Genomic DNA, 22,118 nt, shown 5'->3' on the forward strand with positions numbered 1-22,118 from the left:
ATCATTAATATATCAATCAAGTTTATAGAAATAGAATAAAAACTCCAAAACCACCATTCTTGAGTATTCCCAAGAATGTATAAGTCATAATAAATAAAACCAACTAATACACTATTTATGATTAAGCCAATAATGATGAAATATGCAGATAAAGATGGAGTAACCTTTGCTCTTTTAATCGCAAAAACAATAAAAGCAATGGTTAAAAAGTCATAAGCTATCCAATTAAGATAAACATGGCTCAATATATATAGATAGTCACTTAATACATATGAGCAAAGCATTATTGCAGCTAAATATAGAGAAGATTTATGTGGGGTATTGATACTTTTAACAAAACAATACAGGAAAGCCATTAGGAAGCCCCACTGAATGAATGCGCTTACATATTCACCAAGGGTATAGCTTATATACATGTTTATGAAAAGTTGTTTTCTGGTTGGATATTTGAGCCTTTGAAAAGTTTATTTTTTAATTTATGAAGACCTAAAAAGTCTCGATCTACAATTAAAACTACAATCATTATTAAATCTATTATATTAACGCCAAAAGTATATATATCCCATAGAAACCAAGGCTCACGATTATTACTAAGGTACATATCAAAATACATAAATAGACTAAGTATAGAGTTTATAAAGAGACCTAAAATAATGTACAGAAAAGAGTATGTTGTCTTTTTAAACAAAACAAAGGCTAGTGTCAAAGCTGCTATAGTCCCATAATCGTATAGAGCCCAGTCTAAATATAGTGAATTTTCTATTGATAACCAAGTAAAGAAATAATCAGATAAAGTGTAAGAAGTCATCATAATAAATGAACTGAGTAATAAGGTAGTATCCCTTTTAATGCCTAATGAAAATACAAAAGCATTAAAGAAAAACGCCATCAAAAAGCCCCAGCTTGCAAAAGCTGACAGCGAAAAAAAACCAAAAAACTCAGTTAAAAACATTCATGACCTTTAATGTTACTTAGGCTTACTAGTATCAAGTATAACGCCACCACGCTGAAGTTCTGCACCAGCTGCAGCCATTGCCTCTTGAGAGATACTTACTGTATCAGATTGTAAGGTTTTAGGGCTAGCAGTTTGTTCCATTGCAGGCTTTAATTGTTGCGTTTTATTGTATGCTTGCATTTGTACTTGGCTGTTCGCTGAAATTTGCATGTGATTAATCCTTTTGAGTATTAAATTTATTATTGGCGCAAATTTAAATCACACCACCTGCAGCAGTTAGTAAATAACTGCTGTCGCGTTTAATCTATGTTGGTTAATTGACTCAACAGCACGCTACACAAGTGAAATGCAAACGATATGCCAACTTTAAATTACTAGTATATTAATTAAAAAATTATTTTATTTTACTCAAAAAAAAAACGCATCGGGGTCACCGTGCGTTTTTTATCCTAGGGATTGCTCAAGCCACGTTTTTACAGGGGATCTCCATGCTATTACTTGGCTTTAACATATATTCCATTGCGACTTCATCACAGTTTTCTTTGCGTAAACATAGCTCGCAATCTTTCATTACTTTTTCAGGTAGGCTCTCTTTATTACAGAAACTAAACCGCTGATTTTCGAAAAAGTCAGGTACACGAGTCAGAACAATGACACGATTAAGTGCCAACTTTTTGGCTTTCACTAATAAGTGTTCAACCAGTTCTCGTCCCTGCCCCGTTACTGCGCTTTTAGGATCAATGCCTAATGAACGTATTTCAGCTAATCCTGTGTCGTAAATATAAAGTGAAGCACAACCCGATACCTGACCGTCTATCTCGGTTACGGCAAACTCATTAATTGAGTGCACCATATCACTTTTAGCTCGCGGTAAATTTTCGCCGACTGTTGCCCAGTGCTGTACGAGTTTAGCAATTGCTTCTACGTCATCTAAATTGGCATCACGAACCGTTATTTGCTGTTTTTTTTTCGCGTCTTTCACCGCTTTGCTTACTTGCTCTAATGATGTACCGCCAAGCGCTTGGCGTGCTTTGATACAGGCGTCAATTTCAAGTACCGGATACACGTCATCTTCAAACACGGGGTTTACTGATTTATACTGCTCAAGTGAAAGCTCCTCTAACGTTTTATCTTCACTAATGGCTAGTTGCACCAATACCCCTACAATATGATGCCCTTCTCTGAACGGTACACCTTTAGCCACTAAATAATCAGCAAGTTCGGTTGCATTCGCGTGGCCACCTTTTGCCGCTGCAAGGGTTTTATCTGCTTTAACTTTTATACCTTTAATACACGCTTGTGCCATATGAATACACGCAAGCCATGTTGGCATGGCATCAAAAATGCCTTCTTTGTCTTCTTGCATGTCTTTATTGTAAGCAAGTGGCAGTGCTTTTAAGGTCATCATCATTGCGCTAAACGCACCAAACACCCGGCCAGTTTTACCACGAATAAGCTCTAATGCATCTGGGTTTTTTTTCTGTGGCATTAAAGATGAACCCGAGGTTACATTATCGGCCAGTTCAATAAAGCCAGCTTCGCCTGAGTTATAAAAAATCAGGTCTTCAGACATCCGCGATAAGTGGATCATAGAAATAGACGCACAGCTTAATAGTTCAACAACAAAGTCACGATCAGATACGCCATCTAAACTATTTTTAGTCGCGCCAGTAAATCCTAGCCCTTGTGCAAGTGCATGGCGGTCAATCGGGTATGCAGTGCCCGCAAGTGCACCACTGCCGAGTGGGCAATAATTCATTCGTGCTTGGGCATCTTTTAGTCGGCTTTCATCACGCTCAAGCATTTCTACATAAGCCATACACCAATGGCTAAATAACACCGGTTGTGCACGTTGTAAGTGGGTATAACCTGGTAATATTGTGCCAAGCTCACGTTCAGCTAAGCCAATAAACTCTGCTTTAAGTTGCGCAATCGCTTTTAAAATATGATCAGCGGTATCGCGGCACCAGAGTCTAAAGTCGGTAGCAACTTGGTCGTTACGGCTTCGGCCTGTGTGTAACTTTTTAGCTAAATCACCTACTTTTTCAATTAGTGCAGCTTCAACATGCGAGTGAATATCCTCTGCACCTGAAGTGGCAACAGCGTGTGGATTTGCTTTTACTTCTTCAAGTAACTCATAAAGTGCCGATACCAGCTTTTTGTGCTCATCACTAGATAACACATTCACTTGTTCTAGTGCGCCAGCCCATGCAACAGAGCCAATTATATCTTGCTCTGCTAATTGATAATCAAAGGGAAGTGAATCGTTAAACTGTTTAAACGCTTCATCTGGACCCGTAGAAAAACGTCCGCCCCATAATGCCATGAAATCTCTCCAAACCCGATAATAGCCCCTTAATTCCAAGGGGCATAAAAAGTTACTTTTTAGCTAGTGCTGAAATTCTGCTTGATAGCGAGAATAAACGAATAAAGCCTTCTGCGTGCGATTGGTCATAAACATCGTCTTCACCAAAGGTAGCAAAATCTTCGCTATATAAACTGTTAGGTGATTTTTTCTGAACCGCAGTGACTTGGCCTTTATAAAGCTTAAGTACCACTTCGCCCGTTGCTAGTGTAGACAGCGCTTCTGCACCGGCTAAAATAGAATCTTTTAGCGGCGTAAACCAACGACCGTCGTAGACTAAGTGTGAAAATTCACCACCGAGTACTTCTTTCCATTTACGGCTCGCTTTATCAAGTACTAACTCGTCTATTGCTTGAAGCGCCGCCATGATCACAGTACCGCCTGGCGTTTCATAACAACCACGCGATTTCATGCCAACTAAACGGTTTTCTACAATATCGACACGTCCCACACCATGAGGTGATGCAATATCGTTTAATTTAACTAAACAATCATAAGGTTTAAGCTCTTCGCCATTTACAGCAACTACTTCACCTTCAACAACCGATAAAGTGACGTGTTCAGCTTTATCAGGTGCTTGCTCTGGTGAGTTAGTCCAGGTCCATACTTGCTCACTTGGTTCACACCAAGGGTCTTCAAGTTCACCGCCTTCGTGAGAAATATGCCATGCGTTAGCATCACGACTGTAAATTTTAGTTGCTGACGCAGAACATGGAATATCACGTTCAGCTAGGTAATCAAGCAATGATTCACGGCTTGATAAATCCCACTCACGCCATGGCGCAATCACTTTTAAATCAGGTGCGAGTGCGGCAAAACATGACTCAAAACGTACTTGGTCGTTACCTTTGCCTGTACAGCCGTGAGAAAGTGCATCGGCACCTACTTTACGCGCAACTTCTACTTGCGCTTTAGCAATAATTGGACGCGCCATAGAGGTACCAAGTAAATAAGTTCCTTCGTATATAGAACCCGTTTTAAGCGTTGGGTAAATATAATCGCTTACCATCTCATCTTTTAAATCAACCACGTAACACTCAGATGCACCTGACGCTATAGCTTTAGCTTCTACGCCTTCAAGTTCTTCAGCGCCTTGGCCAACATCGGCAACAAAGGCAATAACTTCACAGCCGTAGTTCTCTTTTAACCATGGCACGATAGCCGATGTATCAAGACCACCTGAATAGGCTAAAACGACTTTTTTAATTGAACTCATAGGTGTTCCTTAACAAAATTTGGATTTAACAATGTAACTAATAGCGCATTTTGCGCATGCATGCGGTTTTCTGCTTGCTGTATAATTTTTGATGCAGGGCCATCCATTACCTCAGAAGTAATTTCAAACTCACGGTGTGCCGGTTGGCAATGTAATACCGTAGTTGCACCGGTTTTTTCTAACAATGCCTGGTTTAATTGATAAGGCATGTATTTTTCTTTTACTTGCTCAAGAGGAGTTGTATCCCCCATTGATACCCAGGTATCGGCGTAAACAACATTAGCGCCTACTGCAGCCTCAACCCTGTCACTTACCATTACAGAAGCGCCATTCATCGCTGCTATTTGCTCTGCTTTTTTAAGTACTTGCGAATCAGGTGAGCTGCCTTTTGGTGTTACAGCGACAAAGTCTGTTCCTAAAGTAGCGGCTAATAGCATTAATGAGTGTGTTACATTATTGCCCTCACCTAGGTAGGCAAGCTTTAACTGGCTAACATCACCATGTACTTCTTGTAGCGTTAAAAAATCAGCTAATGCTTGGCATGGGTGATATAAATCACACAAACTGTTAATCACAGGAACGGATGAATACTCACCGAGTGTCGTTAACGTACTGTGCTGATTAACCCGCGCAACAATCCCGTCTGCCCAAGTCGAAATATTTAAGGCAAAATCTTTTATTGATTCGCGGGCGCCCATTGCACCATTTTGTTGGTCAAGGTAAACCGCATGGCCCCCTAAACGGTTTATACCAATATCAAATGAAAGGCGAGTACGTAAACTTTGCTTTTCAAACAAAGTAACCACTGACTTACCAGCTAATACTTGGCTATATTTACTCGGGCTTTCTTTAATATCTTGCGCTAACTTTAATAAATTTAGTGCGCCTTGTTGGTCTAATTCTAGACCCGTTAAAAAATCTTTAAACATGTTCAACCTATGGTGTTACTTTAGTTCCGACATGCTCGCCTTGCAGCAAAGCAGTTAAGTTTTCTGGCTTTTGCCAGCTGGAAATGTACACACCGCGTCGTAAATGTTGGGCAGCGTGAAGACTGGTCTTAACTTTGACCTCCATCCCGCCCACAATTACTCCCTCTGCAATTAAAGTATCAATGTGTTTTGTGTCAAGTTGATGTAAAGGCTGCTTATTGGCATCAAGTACCGCCTCTACGTCCGTCATAAAAATAAGTTCTGCATTTAAATTATTTGCCATTGCGGCGGCTGCTTCATCTGCATTAACGTTGTATAACAAGCCCTGTTCATCAAAGCCGATAGAGCTGATGATTGGTAACCGGCCAACACTGAGTAAATCATCAATAATAGAATCAGCATTGTTGTGACATTGACCTACTTGACCCAATGCTTTTAATTTTTGCGAGGCGGTGATCCCTGCTTCATATAAACTTAACCCCACCGGCTTATGACCAACACTAATTGCTTGCGCCATGAGTTGTTTGTTTGCCGCACCCGCAAGGGCTCCAACAATATAAGGCATCTGTTCTTTAGGGCTAATACGTAAACCTTGGTGTTTAGCACTGGCAAAACCAGCCTCTTTTAACCAGCTATCAACTAATGAGCCACCACCATGCACAATCACAAACTGAGCATCATCTTGCTCGTTGAGTATTTCAAATAATGCTTTAGCGGCATTTTCAGTATTGAGTACTGCACCACCGAGTTTAATAACCCACGTTTTACTGCTCATCTAAACGCTCCTATTAGACCTGTAGTGTGGGGAAGCCCCATTGATAAATTAATACATTGCAAAGCCTGACCAGCTGCCCCTTTTAATAAGTTGTCAATTGCTGCCATTACTATTAACTGTGAGCCTTGCTGCTGCCACGCAATATCTACATAAGGTTGTTTGGCCACCCCTTTAATCGAAGGGATTTTGCTGCCAAGCAAACGAATTAATGGCTCATCAGCCAATACTTGATAAGCTTTAGCTACTTGCTCACTGGTCACACCCGGCTTTAATTGCACATAAATAGTTTCTAAAATACCGCGCGGAAAATTACCTAAATGAGGAGTAAATAACACCTCATGACCTAGATGCTGTTGTATTTCAGGCCCATGACGGTGATTAAACAAACCATAGGGTGCAAGTGATACCTCACAAAAATGCGTACCGATGCTGGCTTTTCGCCCTGCGCCCGTTACGCCAGAAACCGCATTAATAATAATTTTTTCATCACTCAACAAACACGCTTGCTGAAGAGGTTTTAATGCATTTAATGCAGCCGTTGGATAGCAGCCAGCAACAGCAATTAGCTGAGCATCAGTAATGGCTTTACTATTCCATTCAGCAAGACCATATGCCGCTTGATTGAGTAGTTCTGGATGTTGGTGTTCAAAGCCATAATAAGTAAGGTAATCATCATTGCTTGCAAGACGATAGCCACCAGAAAGGTCAAATACCTTTTTACCCATCGCTAAAAACTGAGGCGCTAAATCCACACTTACTTTATGATCGGTACACAGGCAAACGTAATCTGCTGAATGAGTGATATCAGCAAGTGCATGTTCATTTAGTGGCTGCAAAGGTAAATCAAGTAATCCTAAATGCTCAGGATACAACTCACTAAGCAACTTATGTTTATCTAAACTTTGCGCTGATACATAACAACCAGTTAGCGAAAGAGTTGGATGTTTTGCTACTAAGCTAGCCAGTTCTGCGCCGCTGTAACCGCTGGCACCTATAATTACTACGTTCATTATTTACTCTTTATCTAAAATTAGTGACCACATTCCATGTTGTTTGTTTACACTAGGGTATAACCCAGCCAAACAGATTAAATTTATGAGTGATAACTATCGTCGTATTATTTTCATGGCGTAACTTTAATATATTTATGCTTAAAAAGTGAATTGATATTCATAGTAAATACTTTTACATTGTTATGCAATTAAAATGAATACTTATTTTGGAGTTTTTTATGTCTCTGCCGTCATTTATTTCGATGTACCAGCAATTGATTGCTGCCCCCTCTATCAGTGCCATTGAAGATCATTTATGTATGAGTAATAAGAGTGTCATTGAACTCCTAGCGCAATGGTGTGAAAGCTTAGGTTTTAACTGTGAAATAATAGAGTTAGAAGGCAACAAAGGTCGCTACAACTTATTAGCAAAACGCGGTCAAGGCGACGGCGGTTTAATGCTGGCAGGTCACACTGATACGGTACCATTTGATGATAGTCGTTGGAATCACAACCCATTTAAATTAACTGAGCGAGATAACAAACTATTTGGCTTAGGTAGCATTGATATGAAAGGTTTTTTTGCTTTTGTACTGCAGGCTATTAGTGAGCTTGATGAAAAGCAACAAACACAACCAATTTTAATATTAGCCACCGCAGACGAAGAAACCACTATGGCTGGCGCACAACAAATCTGTAAGCACCCAAATTTAAAGCCAAGTCGCTGTATTATTGGTGAACCTACTGATATGACGCCAGTATTTACTCATAAAGGTCATATGAGTACAGCAATAAGAGTTGTCGGCCGTTCAGGACATAGCTCAGATCCCGAACGGGGTCTTAACGCCATCGAAGTGATGCATAAAGTGATTACAAAATTGCTAATCTTAAAAGAACAACTTAAGAATAAATATTCAATAAATCACTTTGAAATTCCTCACCCAACGCTCAATTTAGGTAATATTCATGGGGGCGATAATGCGAATCGGATTTGCGGTTGCTGTGAAATGCACATTGATATGCGCCCTCTTCCTGGCTTAAGTGTACAAGAGCTGCAAGCATTGCTGCTTGATGCAACCTACGATATAAATCAGCAATACCCTAATTCGGTCAGTGTGATTGATTTACATGAGCCAATTCCAGCATTTACAGGAAGCACAGACAGCGCGTTAGTTAAACTAGCCGAAAATATAGCAGGGCAAAAAGCGGTGGCTGTTAATTACTGTACTGAGGCACCATTTATACAACAACTGGGTTGTGAAACCATCGTCATGGGACCGGGTTCAATTAACCAAGCGCATCAGCCCGATGAATATTTAGCGATGGAAAAAATAAAGCCTTCGCAACAAATTATCAGCAACCTCATAAAGGCGAGTTGCTTTTAATCAGTAACAAAAAAGACGCTATTAAGCGTCTTTTTTATAGCATTTATATTTAACCCGAACTCTGAATAGTAAATCTCTTAACCAGAGTTCAGGTTAGTTACATATATTTTCGTAAATACTTTTTAAATACAGGGTCGGTTTGAGCTAGTTCTTTCTGCTCTTCTAATATCTCTTTTAATATTGCACCTGATGTAAGCGGATTCGCAAGCACCACTCTAAATACTACGGTTGGTTGGTTATCATATTGAACTGGCGTTAAACGTGTACGCGATACAAACGAGCGACCTGATTCACGTTGACGTTTTTGCATGCTTGCAGTAAAACGATTAAGCGCGGCAAAGATATCTAAACGGGTTTGTGCGTCGGCCTGTGCTATCGCATTTTTAATTTGCTTAGGGACATAACGATAAGTTAGCAAACATAGCTCAGGTTCTGATATTAATTCAAAGTCTTCATCTGCTTTTATCAAATCAGCAAAGTAACGGGCTTTTTTAATACTGCGATCGATAAGCATTTCGTAGCCTTTACGACCAATAACACGTAAGCAAGCATGCACTAACATCGCCATACCAGGGCGGCTCCCCTCAAGGGTATGGCTGCCTAAATCTTTAGAGCCTTTACGTAAAATATATTCAGCATGATGCTCTATGGCATCAGTTGCAGCAGGGTCTTTAAACAGCACCAAACCTGCTCCCATCGGTACATACATTTGTTTATGCGCATCAATGGTGATTGAATCTGCATGCTCAATACCTTTTAAAAGGTGCCTATGGGTATTAGAGAGTAAAGTAGCTCCGCCCCACGCCGCATCAACATGAAAATGGCAATTAATTTCTTGTGCTAAATTAGCCATGTCTTCAAGTGGATCGATATTACCAGTTTCAGTCGTTCCGGCTACACCAATAATTGCCATCACTTTAATGCCTTGCGCTTCAAGCTCTAGCGCTTTTTCTCGCATAGCATCTACATCAACTTTATTATCAGCCGATGTTTTAATACCAATTAAATTCTCACGGCCAATACCTAGTAAATCTACCGATTTGCCTAATGAGTAATGACCTCGCTCAGAGATTAAAACCGCCAGTCCTTTGTAACCATAGTGGAGCATTCCCGCCACTAAACCTTGTGCAGCAATGCCTTTAAAGTTGCCACCCGCTTTCAATAAGCGGTTGCGAGCAATCCAAAGTGCTGTAATGTTAGCTACTGTGCCACCAGAGCAAAATGCTCCTAAAGAGGTTTTTGCACTGTGCATCCATTTAGAATAAAAGCCATCATTTTGTCCATAAGCTAAATGATGCATCATTCCTAAAACTTGACGCTCTAATGGGGTAAACGCTTTTGAGGTTTCTATTTTTACAAGGTTTTGATTTAGCCCAACCATTAATTTCGATAACGGCAGTAAAAAATGTGGCAGAGCAGATGTCATGTGACCAATAAAGCTTGGCGCTGCGGTATGTACAGAATGAGCAACCAGCTGTTCCATAATATCTTGGGCATAGCAAGACACAAACGTTGGCTCTTCAGGGATAGCCGCAGATTGAAAATCTTTTTCTATTTCATGTAATGGTTTTTCAATTGCCGCGATATTTTCGTTTAAGAAACCTGCTAAATTACTCGAAATTTCAAGCTCTATTTTGCTCAAAGTTGAGTCAGGGGCCTCTGGAACGGTAAATATCCGTTTGAGGCTTTCTTTAGAGGCGACGGCACAACGCTTTTGATCCATCTTCATACCTAGTGTGTGACTAAAACACCTGTTAGTTTGTAAAACACGCTAATTTAAGGTGTTTTTAAGCAACGGCATTTCTAAAAAATTGCGCTAACTTTACTGCAATATGACAAAAATGTCTCGTTTTAAGCCATAAAAGACAATACAAAATAGATAACATTTCACTATTTTTTATATTTAGTACAAAGGGTAATTAAAATATTGGGCATTTATAATTTTTAAGTATAATAAATCTAACAAAAAATAAGGATGTTACATGCTAAAAGGAAATCTAAAATTAACTCGGTTGGCGCTCGGTACCGTCTTTTTTTTAGTCAGCTTAATAATCTACAGTTACTACACCTACACTGCCATCAATAATGATGTGATACGCAGCATTGATAATCGTTTATTAAATGCAGCCACCAGCGTAAAGTACATTTTAGGTAGTGATTATCACGATAAAGTAGCGCAAGAAATTAGCTTTTCAAGCTATCAAAATAAAGCTGACCAGCTTTCGGCGTTGGCCAATGATTTAAATATAGATTATTTATATTCAATGGTACTGATTGATGAGAATGTTTATTTTACTGCCTCTAGTTACACTCAAGATGATCAAAATAACGGTAAAGTTACTCAGTTTTTAGATCTTTACCCCGAAGCCACGCCCATCAACATAGCTGCATTTTTATCAACATCCCCTATTTTTGAAACCTCAACAGCGCATCGCGGCCATTCTAAAACAGTATATATTCCTCATCTGGCAAAAAATGGCAGAACCTATATTACAGCTGCAGATATTAGCGTTGATAAAATTAGCAATGCGTTAAAAACAGACTTATATCAATCTATGTTTCATTTTTGCTGCGTAATTATTATTTTATTAATAGTTTATATTCTTTATTACTATGGAGTACGTCGTTCATTAATGAGCGACCATGCAAGCGGATTTGAAAATCATATTGCCTTAGAAAAACGGCTAAAAAAAAGCAATGAACATCATTTACAAATTGCGATTATTTTAGTGAACGAAATTGATAATATCAGCCGTTTTTTTGGCACAAAAACAGCCGATGAAGTGATGAAAAAGCTGCTCACTCACTTTAAGCAGCAAGCCCGTTTGCACGCACGTATTTATCGTATTGCAACTAATAAACTCGCTATTTTGACTGATAAAGAAACTCCCTTTGATGAGCTATATAGCATCATCCAGTCACATGATAAAAATATACCGTTTTTAAATCAGCCTTTTATTTATATTACCCTTAACGCTGGTGTAGCTAGAGGCAATAAGTCATTACTGCTTAAGAATGCTCATATTGCGTTACTGCAATCTAAGCAGGGCGATCAGAGCATAGTTAACTACTGTGAGGCAATTAACGACGCTAAATCTCTATATTTATATAATGTTGAAATAGCAAAAGAAATTCGTGAAGCATTTGATGCTCATCGTGTTGTTCCTTACTTCCAGCCGGTTATAAATACTCATACCGATGAAGTTATTAGGTATGATTGCTCACCGAGAATAGTCACTTCACAAGGGGAGATTTTAACCCCTGATACCTTTGCAAATGCACTAGATAGACTGCGTATGAATGGCATGTTAACCCATACCCTATTTACTCAATGTGTTTCACGTTTTCGTAAATCGGCAATTTGTTGGGAGCTAACAGTGTGCGCTGAAAACATTGCAGATCCCACTATTTATGATCATATTGCCTATGAACTTCATCGCTATCCTAATCCTGAAAATATCACTATTTCAATTTTAGAGTCGCAGGTTATTTCACATTACTACGAAATAAAGTCATTTATCGCAATGGTAAAAAGTAAGGGAGCAAAGGTGGTGATGCACTGCTGGGGTAATGAATTTATTAATACCCTTAATACGTTAAAAGTGGAGGTTGATGGTATTAAACTCGATGGTGCAATCACAAAGCAGCTGTTAAATGATGCAAATACGTCGCTATTTATAACCTATATCGCTGATACAGCTCAGCAGCTTGAACTTGAATTGGTTATTGAAGCGGTAGAAAGTAATACAGTTGCAGAGTTACTCAGCCAGCTAAATGTAACGCTGATGCAAGGTAGCTACCTTGGCAAATCAACGCCACATGTTACTGACTTTAAAAAAGCAATGAATTAGTTATTAAGATTAATGGCTAGTCGGTGGCTTTGCTGACCACTGGCCCAGTACTTACGCTCAAAAGGGGTAATTGCTTCGTCTGATTCAAACAATACAGTTTCACATGGATGCCCTGTTAATTCGAGCGCTCTGGCAAACTCTTTAACATAGATATCCCAGTTACTGCGCACTTCAAGCAAACCACCTAGTTTTACAATAAAGGGGAAGATAGCCGCCCCATGCCAGCGCCGTTGAATGTGCTTAGACTTAGGCCACGGGTTTGGGTATAGCAAATAATGATGAGTAGGCTGCCAATTAGCAGCGACAGCTAAACGCCAAAAATCATTTAAGTCAGCTTGCACTAAAATGTATTGACCACTCTCAGTTTGTTTATACTCAACATCATGCTTATCAAGTCGGTGAGATGACTTATCGATGCCCACAACTAACGCATCAGGATGACGTTTCGCTAAATTAGCAGTGCTTTCGCCAACGCCACAACAGGAGTCTAGAATAAGCGGTCCATCAAAGGCTTGCACCTTAGCATTAACTTCATCAAATGCGGTTTGAGTATGCGCTGCAATTGGCTTTTTAAACTCGGCTTGTAAGTGTTTATTAACTATTTCATCAAGCTTTTCATGAAGTCCCGCTTGATTAGATACAATACTACGTGAATTTGCATCGCTCATTAGTGTCTTAGCCCCACACCTTTTTTAATTAGCGTAAGTGCTAAAGTAAATAATACGCTGATAAACACCAACAACACCGCAATCGCAACCGTTAAATCAACATCAGAAACACCTAAAAATCCGTATCTGAATGCGTTTACCATATAAATGATCGGGTTTATTTGCGATACCATTTGCCAAAAATCAGGCAGTAAAGTGATTGAGTAAAACACTCCGCCTAAATAAGTTAGAGGCGTTAAAATAAAGGTCGGAATAATACTTATGTCATCAAAGCTGTTTGCATAAATAGCGTTGATTAACCCGCCCAAGGCAAACACCGCCGAGGTAAGAATAACAGTGGCTATAATCACAAAAATATTATGTATTTGTATATCTACAAAAAATAAAGAAACGCACGTTACAATAAAGCCCACCATAATGCCTCGGGTCATGCCTCCGCCCATATAACCCAACACAATGATGTAATTAGGCACAGGTGCAACCAATAACTCTTCAATACTTTTTTGAAACTTAGTTGAGTAAAAGCTCGAAGCCACATTCGAGTAAGAGTTTGTTATAACTGACATCATAATAAGGCCAGGAACAATAAACTCCATGTAACTAAAGCCGCCCATATCGCCAATACGCGAGCCTATTAAGTTCCCAAAAATAACAAAATATAAGCTCATAGTAATCGCTGGCGGCACTAAGGTTTGCACCCAAATACGCAAAAAGCGAATACACTCTTTAATCCAAATACTTTTTAAGGCTACGCCATATTTAAACATTTATTCGCCCCGCCCTTGCTCTAATAAACCTACAAATAATTCTTCTAATCGATTTGCTTTATTACGCATGCTTAGCACAGTATTACCTTGTTCGGTTAACGCGCTAAATACAGCATTAAGCCCTTGTGATTTAGCCACCTCAACTTCAATGGTGTGATCATCAGTCATGGTAAAATTATACCCTTCAAGCGTCACCGGATTGGTAGGCTGTTTTAAATCCAATACAAAGGTTTCTTTGTCTAATTTAGCCAACAAGGCTTTTATGGTGGTGTTTTCAACTATACGGCCGGTATCAATTATAGCGATGTTTTTACACAGTAGTTCGGCTTCTTCAAGGTAGTGAGTGGTTAAAATAATGGTCACGCCTTGTTCGTTGATTTGTCTTAAAAACTCCCACATTGAGCGGCGCAGCTCTATATCAACGCCCGCAGTTGGTTCGTCTAAAATAAGTAACTTTGGTTCATGCATTAAGGCGCGTGCAATCATCAAGCGACGCTTCATACCACCAGAAAGGGTACGCGCTTGCTTATCTTTTTTCTCAAGCAGCCCAAGTTGTGCTAAGTACTTGTCAGCACGTTTGTGCGCTTCGCCGCGCGGTACACCGTAGTAACCTGCTTGATTAACGAGTATTTGGCTTAGGGTTTCAAACTGACTGAAGTTAAACTCTTGTGGCACTAAGCCCAAGTTGGCTTTCGCCGCTTCAAGGTCGGTATCAATATCATGACCAAATACTTCAACTTTACCTTTGGTCTTATTTACCAAAGAAGATATCACCCCAATAGTGGTTGATTTACCCGCTCCATTTGGACCTAACAGTGCAAAAAAGTCACCTTCATGCACTTGTAAATCAACGCCTTTTACTGCCTCAACCCCATTTTTGTAAACCTTGGTAAGGCCTTCAATATTTAAAGCAATATTTTGCTTATTCATTTCTTACCCTCACCATAACCCCAGCGCTTTGTGAGATTATGTTCAATATTTAAATGATCTAAAATTCGCGCCACCATAAAATCAACTAAGTCTTCTATGCTTTGTGGTTGATGATAAAAACCAGGTGCAGCGGGCATGATAGTGACCCCTAAACGCGACAATTTAAGCATATTTTCTAAGTGAATTTCGCTAAACGGGGTTTCGCGTGGCACTAAAATAAGTTGACCTCGCTCTTTTATCACCACATCGGCGGCGCGCTCTAATAAATTATCTGATGCGCCGACTGCAATCGCAGACACAGATCCTGCGCTACATGGACATACTACCATTTTTTTCGGCGCTGCAGAGCCCGAAGCTACAGGGCTGAACCAGTTATCTTTGCCAAATACCTTTAATTGTTCGCTCTTGGCGTTAAATAATGCACTTAACTGCTCGGTAGCTTTATCTTCATTCCCTGATAACTTTATATTAGACTCGGTATCAAAAACTACACGCGCGGCACTTGAAATAAGCACATACACTTGAAATTGTTGTTCAAGTAACACTTCCAACAGCCTTAATCCATATGGTGCGCCTGATGCGCCACTAAATGCTAAGGTAATTGTATCTTTAAATTGCACATTATTCTCCGCTGTATTTATCGGCCAAACCATCAACAAGTTGCTGATGAAGACCATTAAAACCACCATTACTCATAATTAAAACATGTTGATTTGGCTCAATATTCTCAAGTACTGTATCAATAATAGCGGTTGTAGAATCAAAGCATTGCATACCCGCTTTGTCAGCTTGCTCTTTAAGTGACCAGTTTAAATTTTCTGGCTCAAATAACAGCACGTCGTCTGCATCGCGAAGTGAATCGAGAAGTGTAAATTGATGCACTCCCATTTTCATGGTGTTAGAGCGCGGCTCTAAAATCGCAATAATTTTTTCATCCCCCACTTTAGCACGCAGCCCCGCAAGTGTTGTTTGAATCGCGGTTGGGTGATGGGCAAAATCGTCATACACTTTAATATGATTAATATCTGCTTTAAGCTCCATTCGCCTTTTTGGGCTTATAAATTCACTCAAAGCTTCAATACTGTGCTCTATTGCAATTCCCACATGACGTGCTGCTGCAATAGCCATCATGGCATTTTTAACGTTATGCTCACCAATCGCTTGCCAGCTAACAACGCCTTGTAACTGCTTATTTAGTAAAACATTAAATTGAGAACCATCGGCTTTGAGTAATTCATAATTCCAGTCATCGCCTAGAGTTTCGCTCTCGCTCCACAAGCCTTTTGTAATCACATCGCTCAGTGCTTCATCATTTTTTGGCCACAGCACTTTGCCGCTTTGCGGTAGTGTACGAATCAAATGGTGAAATTGTTTTTTAATTGCGTTTAAATCTTCAAAAATATCAGCATGATCAAATTCAAGATTATTTAAAATAAGTGTTCGAGGTAAATAATGAACAAACTTACTGCGTTTATCAAAAAAGGCCGTGTCGTACTCATCGGCTTCTATAACAAAAAATGGCGTTTGCCCAACTCGCGCAGAAAGACCAAAGTTTTGTACAATTCCGCCAATTAAAAAGCCCGGTTTTAAACCCGCATATTCAAGTATCCACGCCAACATACTGGCGGTGGTTGTTTTACCATGAGTTCCCGCCACAGCCAGCACCCATGAATCTTGTAATAAGTTACGTTTTAGCCACTCAGGTCCTGAAGTATAAGGCAGGCTCTTATCGAGTACATATTCAACACACGGGTTACCACGGCTCATAGCATTACCAATAACAACGATATCTGGAGCTGGCTCTAGTTGAGATACGTCATAGCCCTGTGTTAGTTCAATACCCAGTTCTTGTAACTGAGTACTCATTGGTGGGTAAACGTTTTGATCTGACCCAGTAACGTGGTGACCCAATGATTTAGCTATAGCGGCAATACCACCCATAAATGTGCCACAAATACCCAAAATATGTATATGCATTTACTATCCTTTCATCCTGCGCGGAGTTTGCTCTAGGGCAAAATTTAATGGCGCTATAATGCCAAAATTTAGCTTAAGTTACCATTAACCCTTGGCGCAAATAAAAAAGCCTCCCAAAGTGAGAGGCTTTCCTGAAGATTAATAACTTATAGCATTAAAAAGAATATTAAACCGACACCTAATAATAAACGATAAATAACAAATGGTAGCATTCCCATTCGCTCAATCACTTTTAAAAACATAAAAATACAAGCATAAGCTGATAAAAACGACAGCACTACACCTAACAATAATGCCGTCCAATCTACGATATGATCGCCAAGGGCAAGCTCTGCAGTATAATAAAGACCCATCATTGAAATGATTGGAATAGCTAATAAAAACGAAAAGCGCGCTGCACTTTGTTTGTTCATACCTAACATTAAACCCGCTGTCATGGTAATACCTGAACGTGAAGTGCCAGGGATCATTGCAACGGCTTGTGCAAAGCCAATAATGAGGGCCGTTTTCCAGTTTAGCTGATAAATTGTTTTTATTTGCTTACCTTTGACATCGGCGTACCAAAGCAATAGACCAAATACGATTGTTGTGGTCGCAATCACCCATGCACTGCGTAAGTACAGTTCAACAAAATCTTTTAATAACAAGCCTAAAATAGCTGCTGGCACAGTACCTAAAATGATCCACCAACCTAGTTTGCTATCATCTGTTGTGCCCTGCACGCGAAACGATTTAAACCAAGCACCGAGTATATCGGCTACTTCTTTACGGAAATAAATAACAACCGCAATTAAAGTGCCTACGTGAACAGCAACATCGAACGCTAACCCTTGATCCTCCCAGCCTAAAATTTGTGATGGTAAAATTAAGTGTGCCGAACTCGATATAGGTAAAAACTCAGTAAATCCCTGAATTAGGGCTAAAACAATTATTTCTATAATACTCATGGGTTAGAAAACTCCACCTTCCATAGCTTTTGTTGAGGGTTATTATATGCATTCCATATTTGGGCAATCGTTTGTTTTGCTACCGGATGATAAAAATCAGGGGCCACCTCAGCTAAAGGCTGCAAGACAAAGGCATTTTTAGTAATTTCGTCACGCGGTAATTGTGCTGGGCTCTCGCAAATTACATCATCATAAAAGAGTAAATCGAGATCCAGTGTACGTGGGCTAAACTTTTTATCATTTGCTTGGCGACCATTGTCGCGTTCAATTTGTTTTAATAACGCGCAAACATCAACAAGCGCCATGTTAGTGGTGGCTGCAAGTACTGAGTTATAAAAGTTATTACCGGCAAAACCCACAGCTTCACTTTCAAATACTGATGAGTGATGTGTGTTTTCAAAGTGCTGATTTAACGCCACTAGAGCACGCCGAATATGCTCTGCCTTGTTAATGTTTGAACCAAGGCTAATAAATATCTGCGCCATTTAAGCCGTAGCCTTGATGCGCGTAATCTCTACACCCACAGTTTGCGCTTGTGAAACTGCAGCAGGCTTGCTAACTCTTATCGTTACTTGTGGAGTATTAAATTCGGTTAAGATTATTTGCGCTAATTGCTCCACCAGCGTTTCTAAAAGCTCGACTGGTTTAGCCGTACTGTGCTCGATAACACGCTCACTCACCTTAGCGTAATCTAATGCTAAGTTTATATCGTCGTTTTGTGCTGCGGGCTTAATGTCGCTTAGCATTTCAATATCAAAGTATAGGCTTTGTTTACTTTTCTTTTCAAAATCATACACCCCGATAATCGTTTCGACATGCAATTGTGATATAAATACCTTGTCCATTGATACTCCAAATGACTGTAACAAGTCACTGAGTTAATTACATATTGTATCAATCAAATTAATACTGTATATACTTTAATCAGTGTTTAAATATACTAAAATTACTTCTACAATAGAATAATTACAAAATTGCGAGTAATTTAAGAAACCCGTAAATTTTGACGCCAATAATAGCTTAAAAGTAATGATTAAAAAATAAGGAAGCGCGTGTTAGTCATTTTAATGTTTGTATTAGCCTATTTGCTCGGCTCGATTTCATCGGCCATTTTAGTGTCGCGGCTATTCAAACTTCCCGATCCACGCACAAATGGCTCCAATAACCCAGGAGCAACCAATGTTTACCGTTTAGGCGGCGCTCTCCCCGCATGCTTAGTTTTAATATTTGATATTTTAAAGGGCACTATCCCTGTTTGGGGCGCTTACTTTTTAAAACTTGAGCCGCTAGAGCTCGGTTTAATTGCGGTTGCAGCATGCTTAGGGCACATGTACCCATTATTTTTTAGTTTTAAAGGAGGGAAAGCGGTCGCAACAGCATTTGGCTCGTTACTGCCGATAGGGCTCTCTTTAGGTGGGTTATTGATTGGTACTTGGCTGATTATTGTCGCGATTACCCGCTACTCATCCCTTGCAGCGTTAGTAGCTGTGACGCTAGCACCTTTATATACATGGTGGATAAAGCCGTTATATACCTTACCAGTGACCTTTATTACGCTACTGATCATTATTAGGCATCGCACTAATATTGTGCGTTTATTTAAAGGTGAAGAACCAAAAGTAGGGACTAAACAAGCCCCTACAAATGATAAGAAGTAATAACTAACCTAGGTTCTGGTTAACTATATTGCTTCTAGGCTATCGATTGGCCAGCGCGGTTTAGTTTTCATATCAAGCGTAGCAAACTGCCCCGCTTTTAAACGCTGCATACCAGCATAAGCAATCATTGCGCCATTGTCGGTACAAAACTCAGTGCGTGGGTAATACACTTCGCCCTTCATACCTTGCATCACACGCTCTAGTTGCAAACGTAGTTGCGTATTAGCACTTACACCACCGGCTATTACTAAACGTTTAATACCCGTTTGTTTTAGTGCTCGCTTACACTTAATCACTAAAGTATCTATAACGGCTGTTTGAAATGCATGGGCGATATCTGCTTTAGTTTGCTCGTCACTATCATTTTCACGAATAGCAATCGAAGCGGCGGTTTTTAAGCCACTAAAGCTAAAATCAAGACCAGGCTTATCTGTCATCGGGCGCGGAAAAACAAATCGTTTGGCAACGCCTTGCTCAGCCATTTTAGCTAAACGAGGACCGCCAGGGTAATCAAGCCCAAGTAATTTAGCCGTTTTATCAAATGCTTCACCTGCAGCGTCATCTACCGACTCACCCAATACTTCGTATTGGCCAATGCCCGCAACCTTTACCATCATGGTATGACCGCCAGATACGAGTAAAGCAATAAATGGAAATTCGGGAACGTTTTCCTCAAGCATTGGCGCTAATAAATGCCCTTCCATGTGATGCACTGCCACCGCAGGAATATCCCAACCATACGCTAAAGAGCGACCAATTGAGGTACCTACTAACAAAGCCCCTACTAAACCTGGTCCTGCCGTGTAGGCAATACCGTCTAAATCTTCAGGTCCACAGCCAGCTTGTGCAAATGCCGCATCGATAAGCGGCAATGTTTTACGTACATGATCGCGAGATGCAAGCTCAGGTACCACACCACCGTAATCAGCATGTACTTTTACTTGGCTATATAATTGATGAGCCAGTAGCCCTTTTTCATCATCATAAATAGCAATACCAGTTTCATCGCATGATGATTCAATGCCTAAAATTCGCATTGTTAATTCTCCTGCCACCTAACAAGGTGTTTAAAACAAATAACTTAAAGTGCTAAACCAATGTTAGTTTGGCCATCAGCAAGGACATGCTTTTTCAATGCTTTTACATTTTCAGCAGTAATACGCCCCATAGCTTCTACAAAATCAATTAGTTCACCTAATACCTCTATTTCGTATTGCATTAGTGGGTGTTCACGTACTGCTTTATTATCAGCAACATCTCCTTCAACCGTCATCTGATACTCAATAAAGCGAGCCACAGTTGCCTGCGATATTTTACTCACATTAACAAATTCTTGCTCGTCTTGTGCTAAAAGGCCATGCATTAAGCTCAATAATGAGGTGGCAGCGTCAATGGCAGGGTAAGTGCCAAACATATCAAAATCAGCAAGTTCAGGTACATTCGGCTCTATTTTTTCGACTTGCTTTTCTAAATCAATCTTACTTTTAGGAAGCAGTATCTTTTCCCAACATACATTTAAAGCATTACGTAAAATAACCTCATCGCCAAAACCGGTAGCCTCACTAAATAGTCCATAATTAGGCAACATACGCTCTATTAACGCACTGGCCAATACCGCTTTTTGCAGGTAATTTAACTCTCTAATACGCTGAAAATTATTCGCTTTTGTCATTCTTTAAAGTCCCACATGACCAACAAAAATCAAATGTTGATCCATTATGCTCATTACAGTTAGGGCACACCCAATCTGGAGCGGATTGTTTTACTTGCTGATAGTTTACCAATATTTCGCGTGCATGGCGCTCTTTTATCGCATAAACCTGCACACTTACTTGTGTTTGCTCAAACGGGATCTCGCCCATTGCACCTTGCAGCATTTCACCTTTAATTTGACACTCAATTCCCGCATTAAGAATCAATCCTTTTATAATATTGGCCTCTAAACTATTTTCTGCGTTATAAAGCGTAACCCAATCAAATGATGTTATATTTGAATCGCTATTATTAATATTTTGCAATATCCACCTCATTTACTTTATGTGTACAATTTGCCTGCGTAACCTAAAGCAAATAATATGATTTAAGGACACATTATGACGCTAACTACTCCAGGTTTACTTTTTCCAGCAATCTCGTTGTTGTTACTCGCCTATACAAACCGATTTTTAGTGCTAGCGCAACTAATACGAGAACTGAATGCACGTGAAGGGGAATCTATTCGTCCTGTTGTGGTGGCGCAAATAACCAACCTTAGAAAGCGAATAAAATTAATAAGAACCATGCAAGTATACGGAGTGGCTGCTTTTTTATTATGTACGCTATCTATGTTCGCATTATTTATAGAGTTTAATACCACGGGCATTATTTTATTTGGTGTCAGTTTAAGTTGCTTAAGCTTGTCTTTACTCACCTCCTTATTTGAAATTCACATCTCTTGTGATGCCATAGAAATTGAATTGCAAAACATTGAAAGTAAGCCTTTAAGTAACCGAGTAAGTAAAAATTTTATTGAGCCCAACTCTAAAAGCAAAAACAGTAATTAACAAACCGAAATTCTAAGAAAACGGTTATAAAATTGCACAAATTAGGCTAATGATAAAACCCAACAGTTACTTAACATTACCCAAAGGTATAACAATTTTTAGCAACTATTCTCTTTAAATAAGGCAAAAAGAAAGTTAATCTAATGAGGTGGTTAAAAAC

Annotated in this window: 24 protein-coding genes; 4 read left to right on the plus strand and 20 right to left on the minus strand. The window is 39.7% G+C overall.

Features of this window, described 5'->3' with window-relative positions; translation table 11 throughout:
- The 8 genes from QL989_RS15150 to argC form a co-directional block, all read right to left on the minus strand.
- The coding region (locus tag QL989_RS15150; protein ID WP_290170979.1) for a hypothetical protein at positions 1-356 on the minus strand (356 nt) is incomplete at its 3' end.
- Between the two features lie 62 nt (positions 357-418).
- Positions 419-952, minus strand: a complete 534-nt coding sequence (locus QL989_RS15155) for a hypothetical protein (RefSeq protein WP_290170980.1) — start codon at positions 950-952, stop codon at positions 419-421.
- A gap of 15 nt (positions 953-967) precedes the next feature.
- On the minus strand, positions 968-1,165 hold the full coding sequence (locus QL989_RS15160) for a hypothetical protein (RefSeq protein WP_290170983.1): 198 nt from the start codon (positions 1,163-1,165) through the stop codon (positions 968-970).
- 250 nt (positions 1,166-1,415) lie between these two features.
- Positions 1,416-3,281 (minus strand): argininosuccinate lyase, encoded by a 1,866-nt coding sequence (gene argH, locus QL989_RS15165; protein WP_290170984.1) that lies wholly within the window; start codon positions 3,279-3,281, stop codon positions 1,416-1,418.
- A 52-nt stretch (positions 3,282-3,333) separates the two neighbouring features.
- Entirely contained in the window at positions 3,334-4,536 is a 1,203-nt protein-coding gene (locus tag QL989_RS15170) for an argininosuccinate synthase (RefSeq protein WP_138605071.1), read from the minus strand.
- A complete protein-coding gene (locus QL989_RS15175) occupies positions 4,533-5,465 on the minus strand; it encodes an ornithine carbamoyltransferase (protein ID WP_010391031.1) in 933 nt (310 codons plus the stop codon). The genes QL989_RS15170 and QL989_RS15175 overlap by 4 nt, the downstream gene beginning before the upstream one ends.
- A gap of 7 nt (positions 5,466-5,472) precedes the next feature.
- Positions 5,473-6,240 carry an acetylglutamate kinase gene (gene argB / locus QL989_RS15180; protein WP_178955321.1) on the minus strand — a complete coding sequence of 256 codons (768 nt, stop codon included), beginning with the start codon at positions 6,238-6,240 and terminating at the stop codon, positions 5,473-5,475.
- On the minus strand, positions 6,237-7,250 hold the full coding sequence (argC, locus tag QL989_RS15185; protein ID WP_290170985.1) for an N-acetyl-gamma-glutamyl-phosphate reductase: 1,014 nt from the start codon (positions 7,248-7,250) through the stop codon (positions 6,237-6,239). Before argC ends, argB begins: the two co-directional genes overlap by 4 nt.
- 221 nt (positions 7,251-7,471) lie before the next feature.
- Here argC and argE point away from each other — a divergent pair, with 221 nt between their 5' ends.
- Positions 7,472-8,617, plus strand: coding sequence for an acetylornithine deacetylase (argE, locus tag QL989_RS15190; RefSeq protein WP_008466031.1), 1,146 nt, complete (start codon positions 7,472-7,474; stop codon positions 8,615-8,617).
- 97 nt (positions 8,618-8,714) lie between these two features.
- Here argE and panP read toward each other — a convergent pair whose 3' ends face one another.
- Positions 8,715-10,340 carry a pyridoxal-dependent aspartate 1-decarboxylase PanP gene (gene panP, locus QL989_RS15195; protein ID WP_290170987.1) on the minus strand — a complete coding sequence of 542 codons (1,626 nt, stop codon included), beginning with the start codon at positions 10,338-10,340 and terminating at the stop codon, positions 8,715-8,717.
- 259 nt (positions 10,341-10,599) lie between these two features.
- Between panP and QL989_RS15200 the strand changes: the two genes are divergently transcribed.
- Positions 10,600-12,468, plus strand: coding sequence for a GGDEF domain-containing protein (locus QL989_RS15200; protein WP_290170989.1), 1,869 nt, complete (start codon positions 10,600-10,602; stop codon positions 12,466-12,468).
- Here QL989_RS15200 and QL989_RS15205 read toward each other — a convergent pair.
- From QL989_RS15205 to folB, 8 genes are all read right to left on the minus strand, one after another.
- On the minus strand, positions 12,465-13,136 hold the full coding sequence (locus tag QL989_RS15205) for an SAM-dependent methyltransferase (protein ID WP_178955311.1): 672 nt from the start codon (positions 13,134-13,136) through the stop codon (positions 12,465-12,467). The genes QL989_RS15200 and QL989_RS15205 overlap by 4 nt on opposite strands.
- Entirely contained in the window at positions 13,136-13,903 is a 768-nt protein-coding gene (locus QL989_RS15210; RefSeq protein WP_010391022.1) for an ABC transporter permease, read from the minus strand. The genes QL989_RS15205 and QL989_RS15210 overlap by 1 nt, the downstream gene beginning before the upstream one ends.
- Positions 13,904-14,833 (minus strand): ABC transporter ATP-binding protein, encoded by a 930-nt coding sequence (locus QL989_RS15215; RefSeq protein WP_178955309.1) that lies wholly within the window; start codon positions 14,831-14,833, stop codon positions 13,904-13,906. It abuts the gene before it with no gap.
- Positions 14,830-15,453: a flavin prenyltransferase UbiX gene (locus tag QL989_RS15220; RefSeq protein WP_178955307.1), complete on the minus strand. Its 624-nt coding sequence runs from the start codon at positions 15,451-15,453 to the stop codon at positions 14,830-14,832. The genes QL989_RS15215 and QL989_RS15220 overlap by 4 nt, the downstream gene beginning before the upstream one ends.
- Before the next feature lies 1 nt (position 15,454).
- On the minus strand, positions 15,455-16,810 hold the full coding sequence (gene mpl / locus QL989_RS15225; RefSeq protein WP_290170990.1) for a UDP-N-acetylmuramate:L-alanyl-gamma-D-glutamyl-meso-diaminopimelate ligase: 1,356 nt from the start codon (positions 16,808-16,810) through the stop codon (positions 15,455-15,457).
- A gap of 146 nt (positions 16,811-16,956) precedes the next feature.
- Positions 16,957-17,757: an undecaprenyl-diphosphate phosphatase gene (locus QL989_RS15230; RefSeq protein WP_290170992.1), complete on the minus strand. Its 801-nt coding sequence runs from the start codon at positions 17,755-17,757 to the stop codon at positions 16,957-16,959.
- Positions 17,754-18,242 carry a 2-amino-4-hydroxy-6-hydroxymethyldihydropteridine diphosphokinase gene (gene folK / locus QL989_RS15235; RefSeq protein WP_075170695.1) on the minus strand — a complete coding sequence of 163 codons (489 nt, stop codon included), beginning with the start codon at positions 18,240-18,242 and terminating at the stop codon, positions 17,754-17,756. The genes QL989_RS15230 and folK overlap by 4 nt, the downstream gene beginning before the upstream one ends.
- Positions 18,243-18,602, minus strand: coding sequence for a dihydroneopterin aldolase (folB, locus tag QL989_RS15240; protein WP_178955301.1), 360 nt, complete (start codon positions 18,600-18,602; stop codon positions 18,243-18,245). It abuts the gene before it with no gap.
- Positions 18,603-18,809: 207 nt separating this feature from the next.
- On the opposite strand from folB, the gene plsY reads away from it, so the two are divergent.
- On the plus strand, positions 18,810-19,415 hold the full coding sequence (gene plsY, locus QL989_RS15245; protein ID WP_010391012.1) for a glycerol-3-phosphate 1-O-acyltransferase PlsY: 606 nt from the start codon (positions 18,810-18,812) through the stop codon (positions 19,413-19,415).
- Between the two features lie 23 nt (positions 19,416-19,438).
- Here the strand turns inward: plsY and tsaD are convergent, their stop codons facing one another.
- The 3 genes from tsaD to QL989_RS15260 are packed head-to-tail and all read right to left on the minus strand — an operon-like array spanning position 19,439 to position 21,433.
- Positions 19,439-20,452, minus strand: a complete 1,014-nt coding sequence (tsaD, locus tag QL989_RS15250) for a tRNA (adenosine(37)-N6)-threonylcarbamoyltransferase complex transferase subunit TsaD (RefSeq protein WP_008115610.1) — start codon at positions 20,450-20,452, stop codon at positions 19,439-19,441.
- A 44-nt stretch (positions 20,453-20,496) separates the two neighbouring features.
- Positions 20,497-21,087 carry a YjaG family protein gene (locus QL989_RS15255; protein WP_008115608.1) on the minus strand — a complete coding sequence of 197 codons (591 nt, stop codon included), beginning with the start codon at positions 21,085-21,087 and terminating at the stop codon, positions 20,497-20,499.
- Positions 21,071-21,433 (minus strand): DUF2007 domain-containing protein, encoded by a 363-nt coding sequence (locus QL989_RS15260; RefSeq protein ID WP_010391010.1) that lies wholly within the window; start codon positions 21,431-21,433, stop codon positions 21,071-21,073. The genes QL989_RS15255 and QL989_RS15260 overlap by 17 nt, the downstream gene beginning before the upstream one ends.
- A 75-nt stretch (positions 21,434-21,508) precedes the next feature.
- On the opposite strand from QL989_RS15260, the gene QL989_RS15265 reads away from it, so the two are divergent.
- Positions 21,509-21,958: a DUF2721 domain-containing protein gene (locus QL989_RS15265; RefSeq protein ID WP_290170995.1), complete on the plus strand. Its 450-nt coding sequence runs from the start codon at positions 21,509-21,511 to the stop codon at positions 21,956-21,958.
- The last annotated feature ends 160 nt before the right edge of the window (positions 21,959-22,118 follow it).

The organism is Pseudoalteromonas sp. APC 3224 (assembly GCF_030407535.1).
In the GTDB taxonomy this organism is placed as follows: domain Bacteria; phylum Pseudomonadota; class Gammaproteobacteria; order Enterobacterales; family Alteromonadaceae; genus Pseudoalteromonas.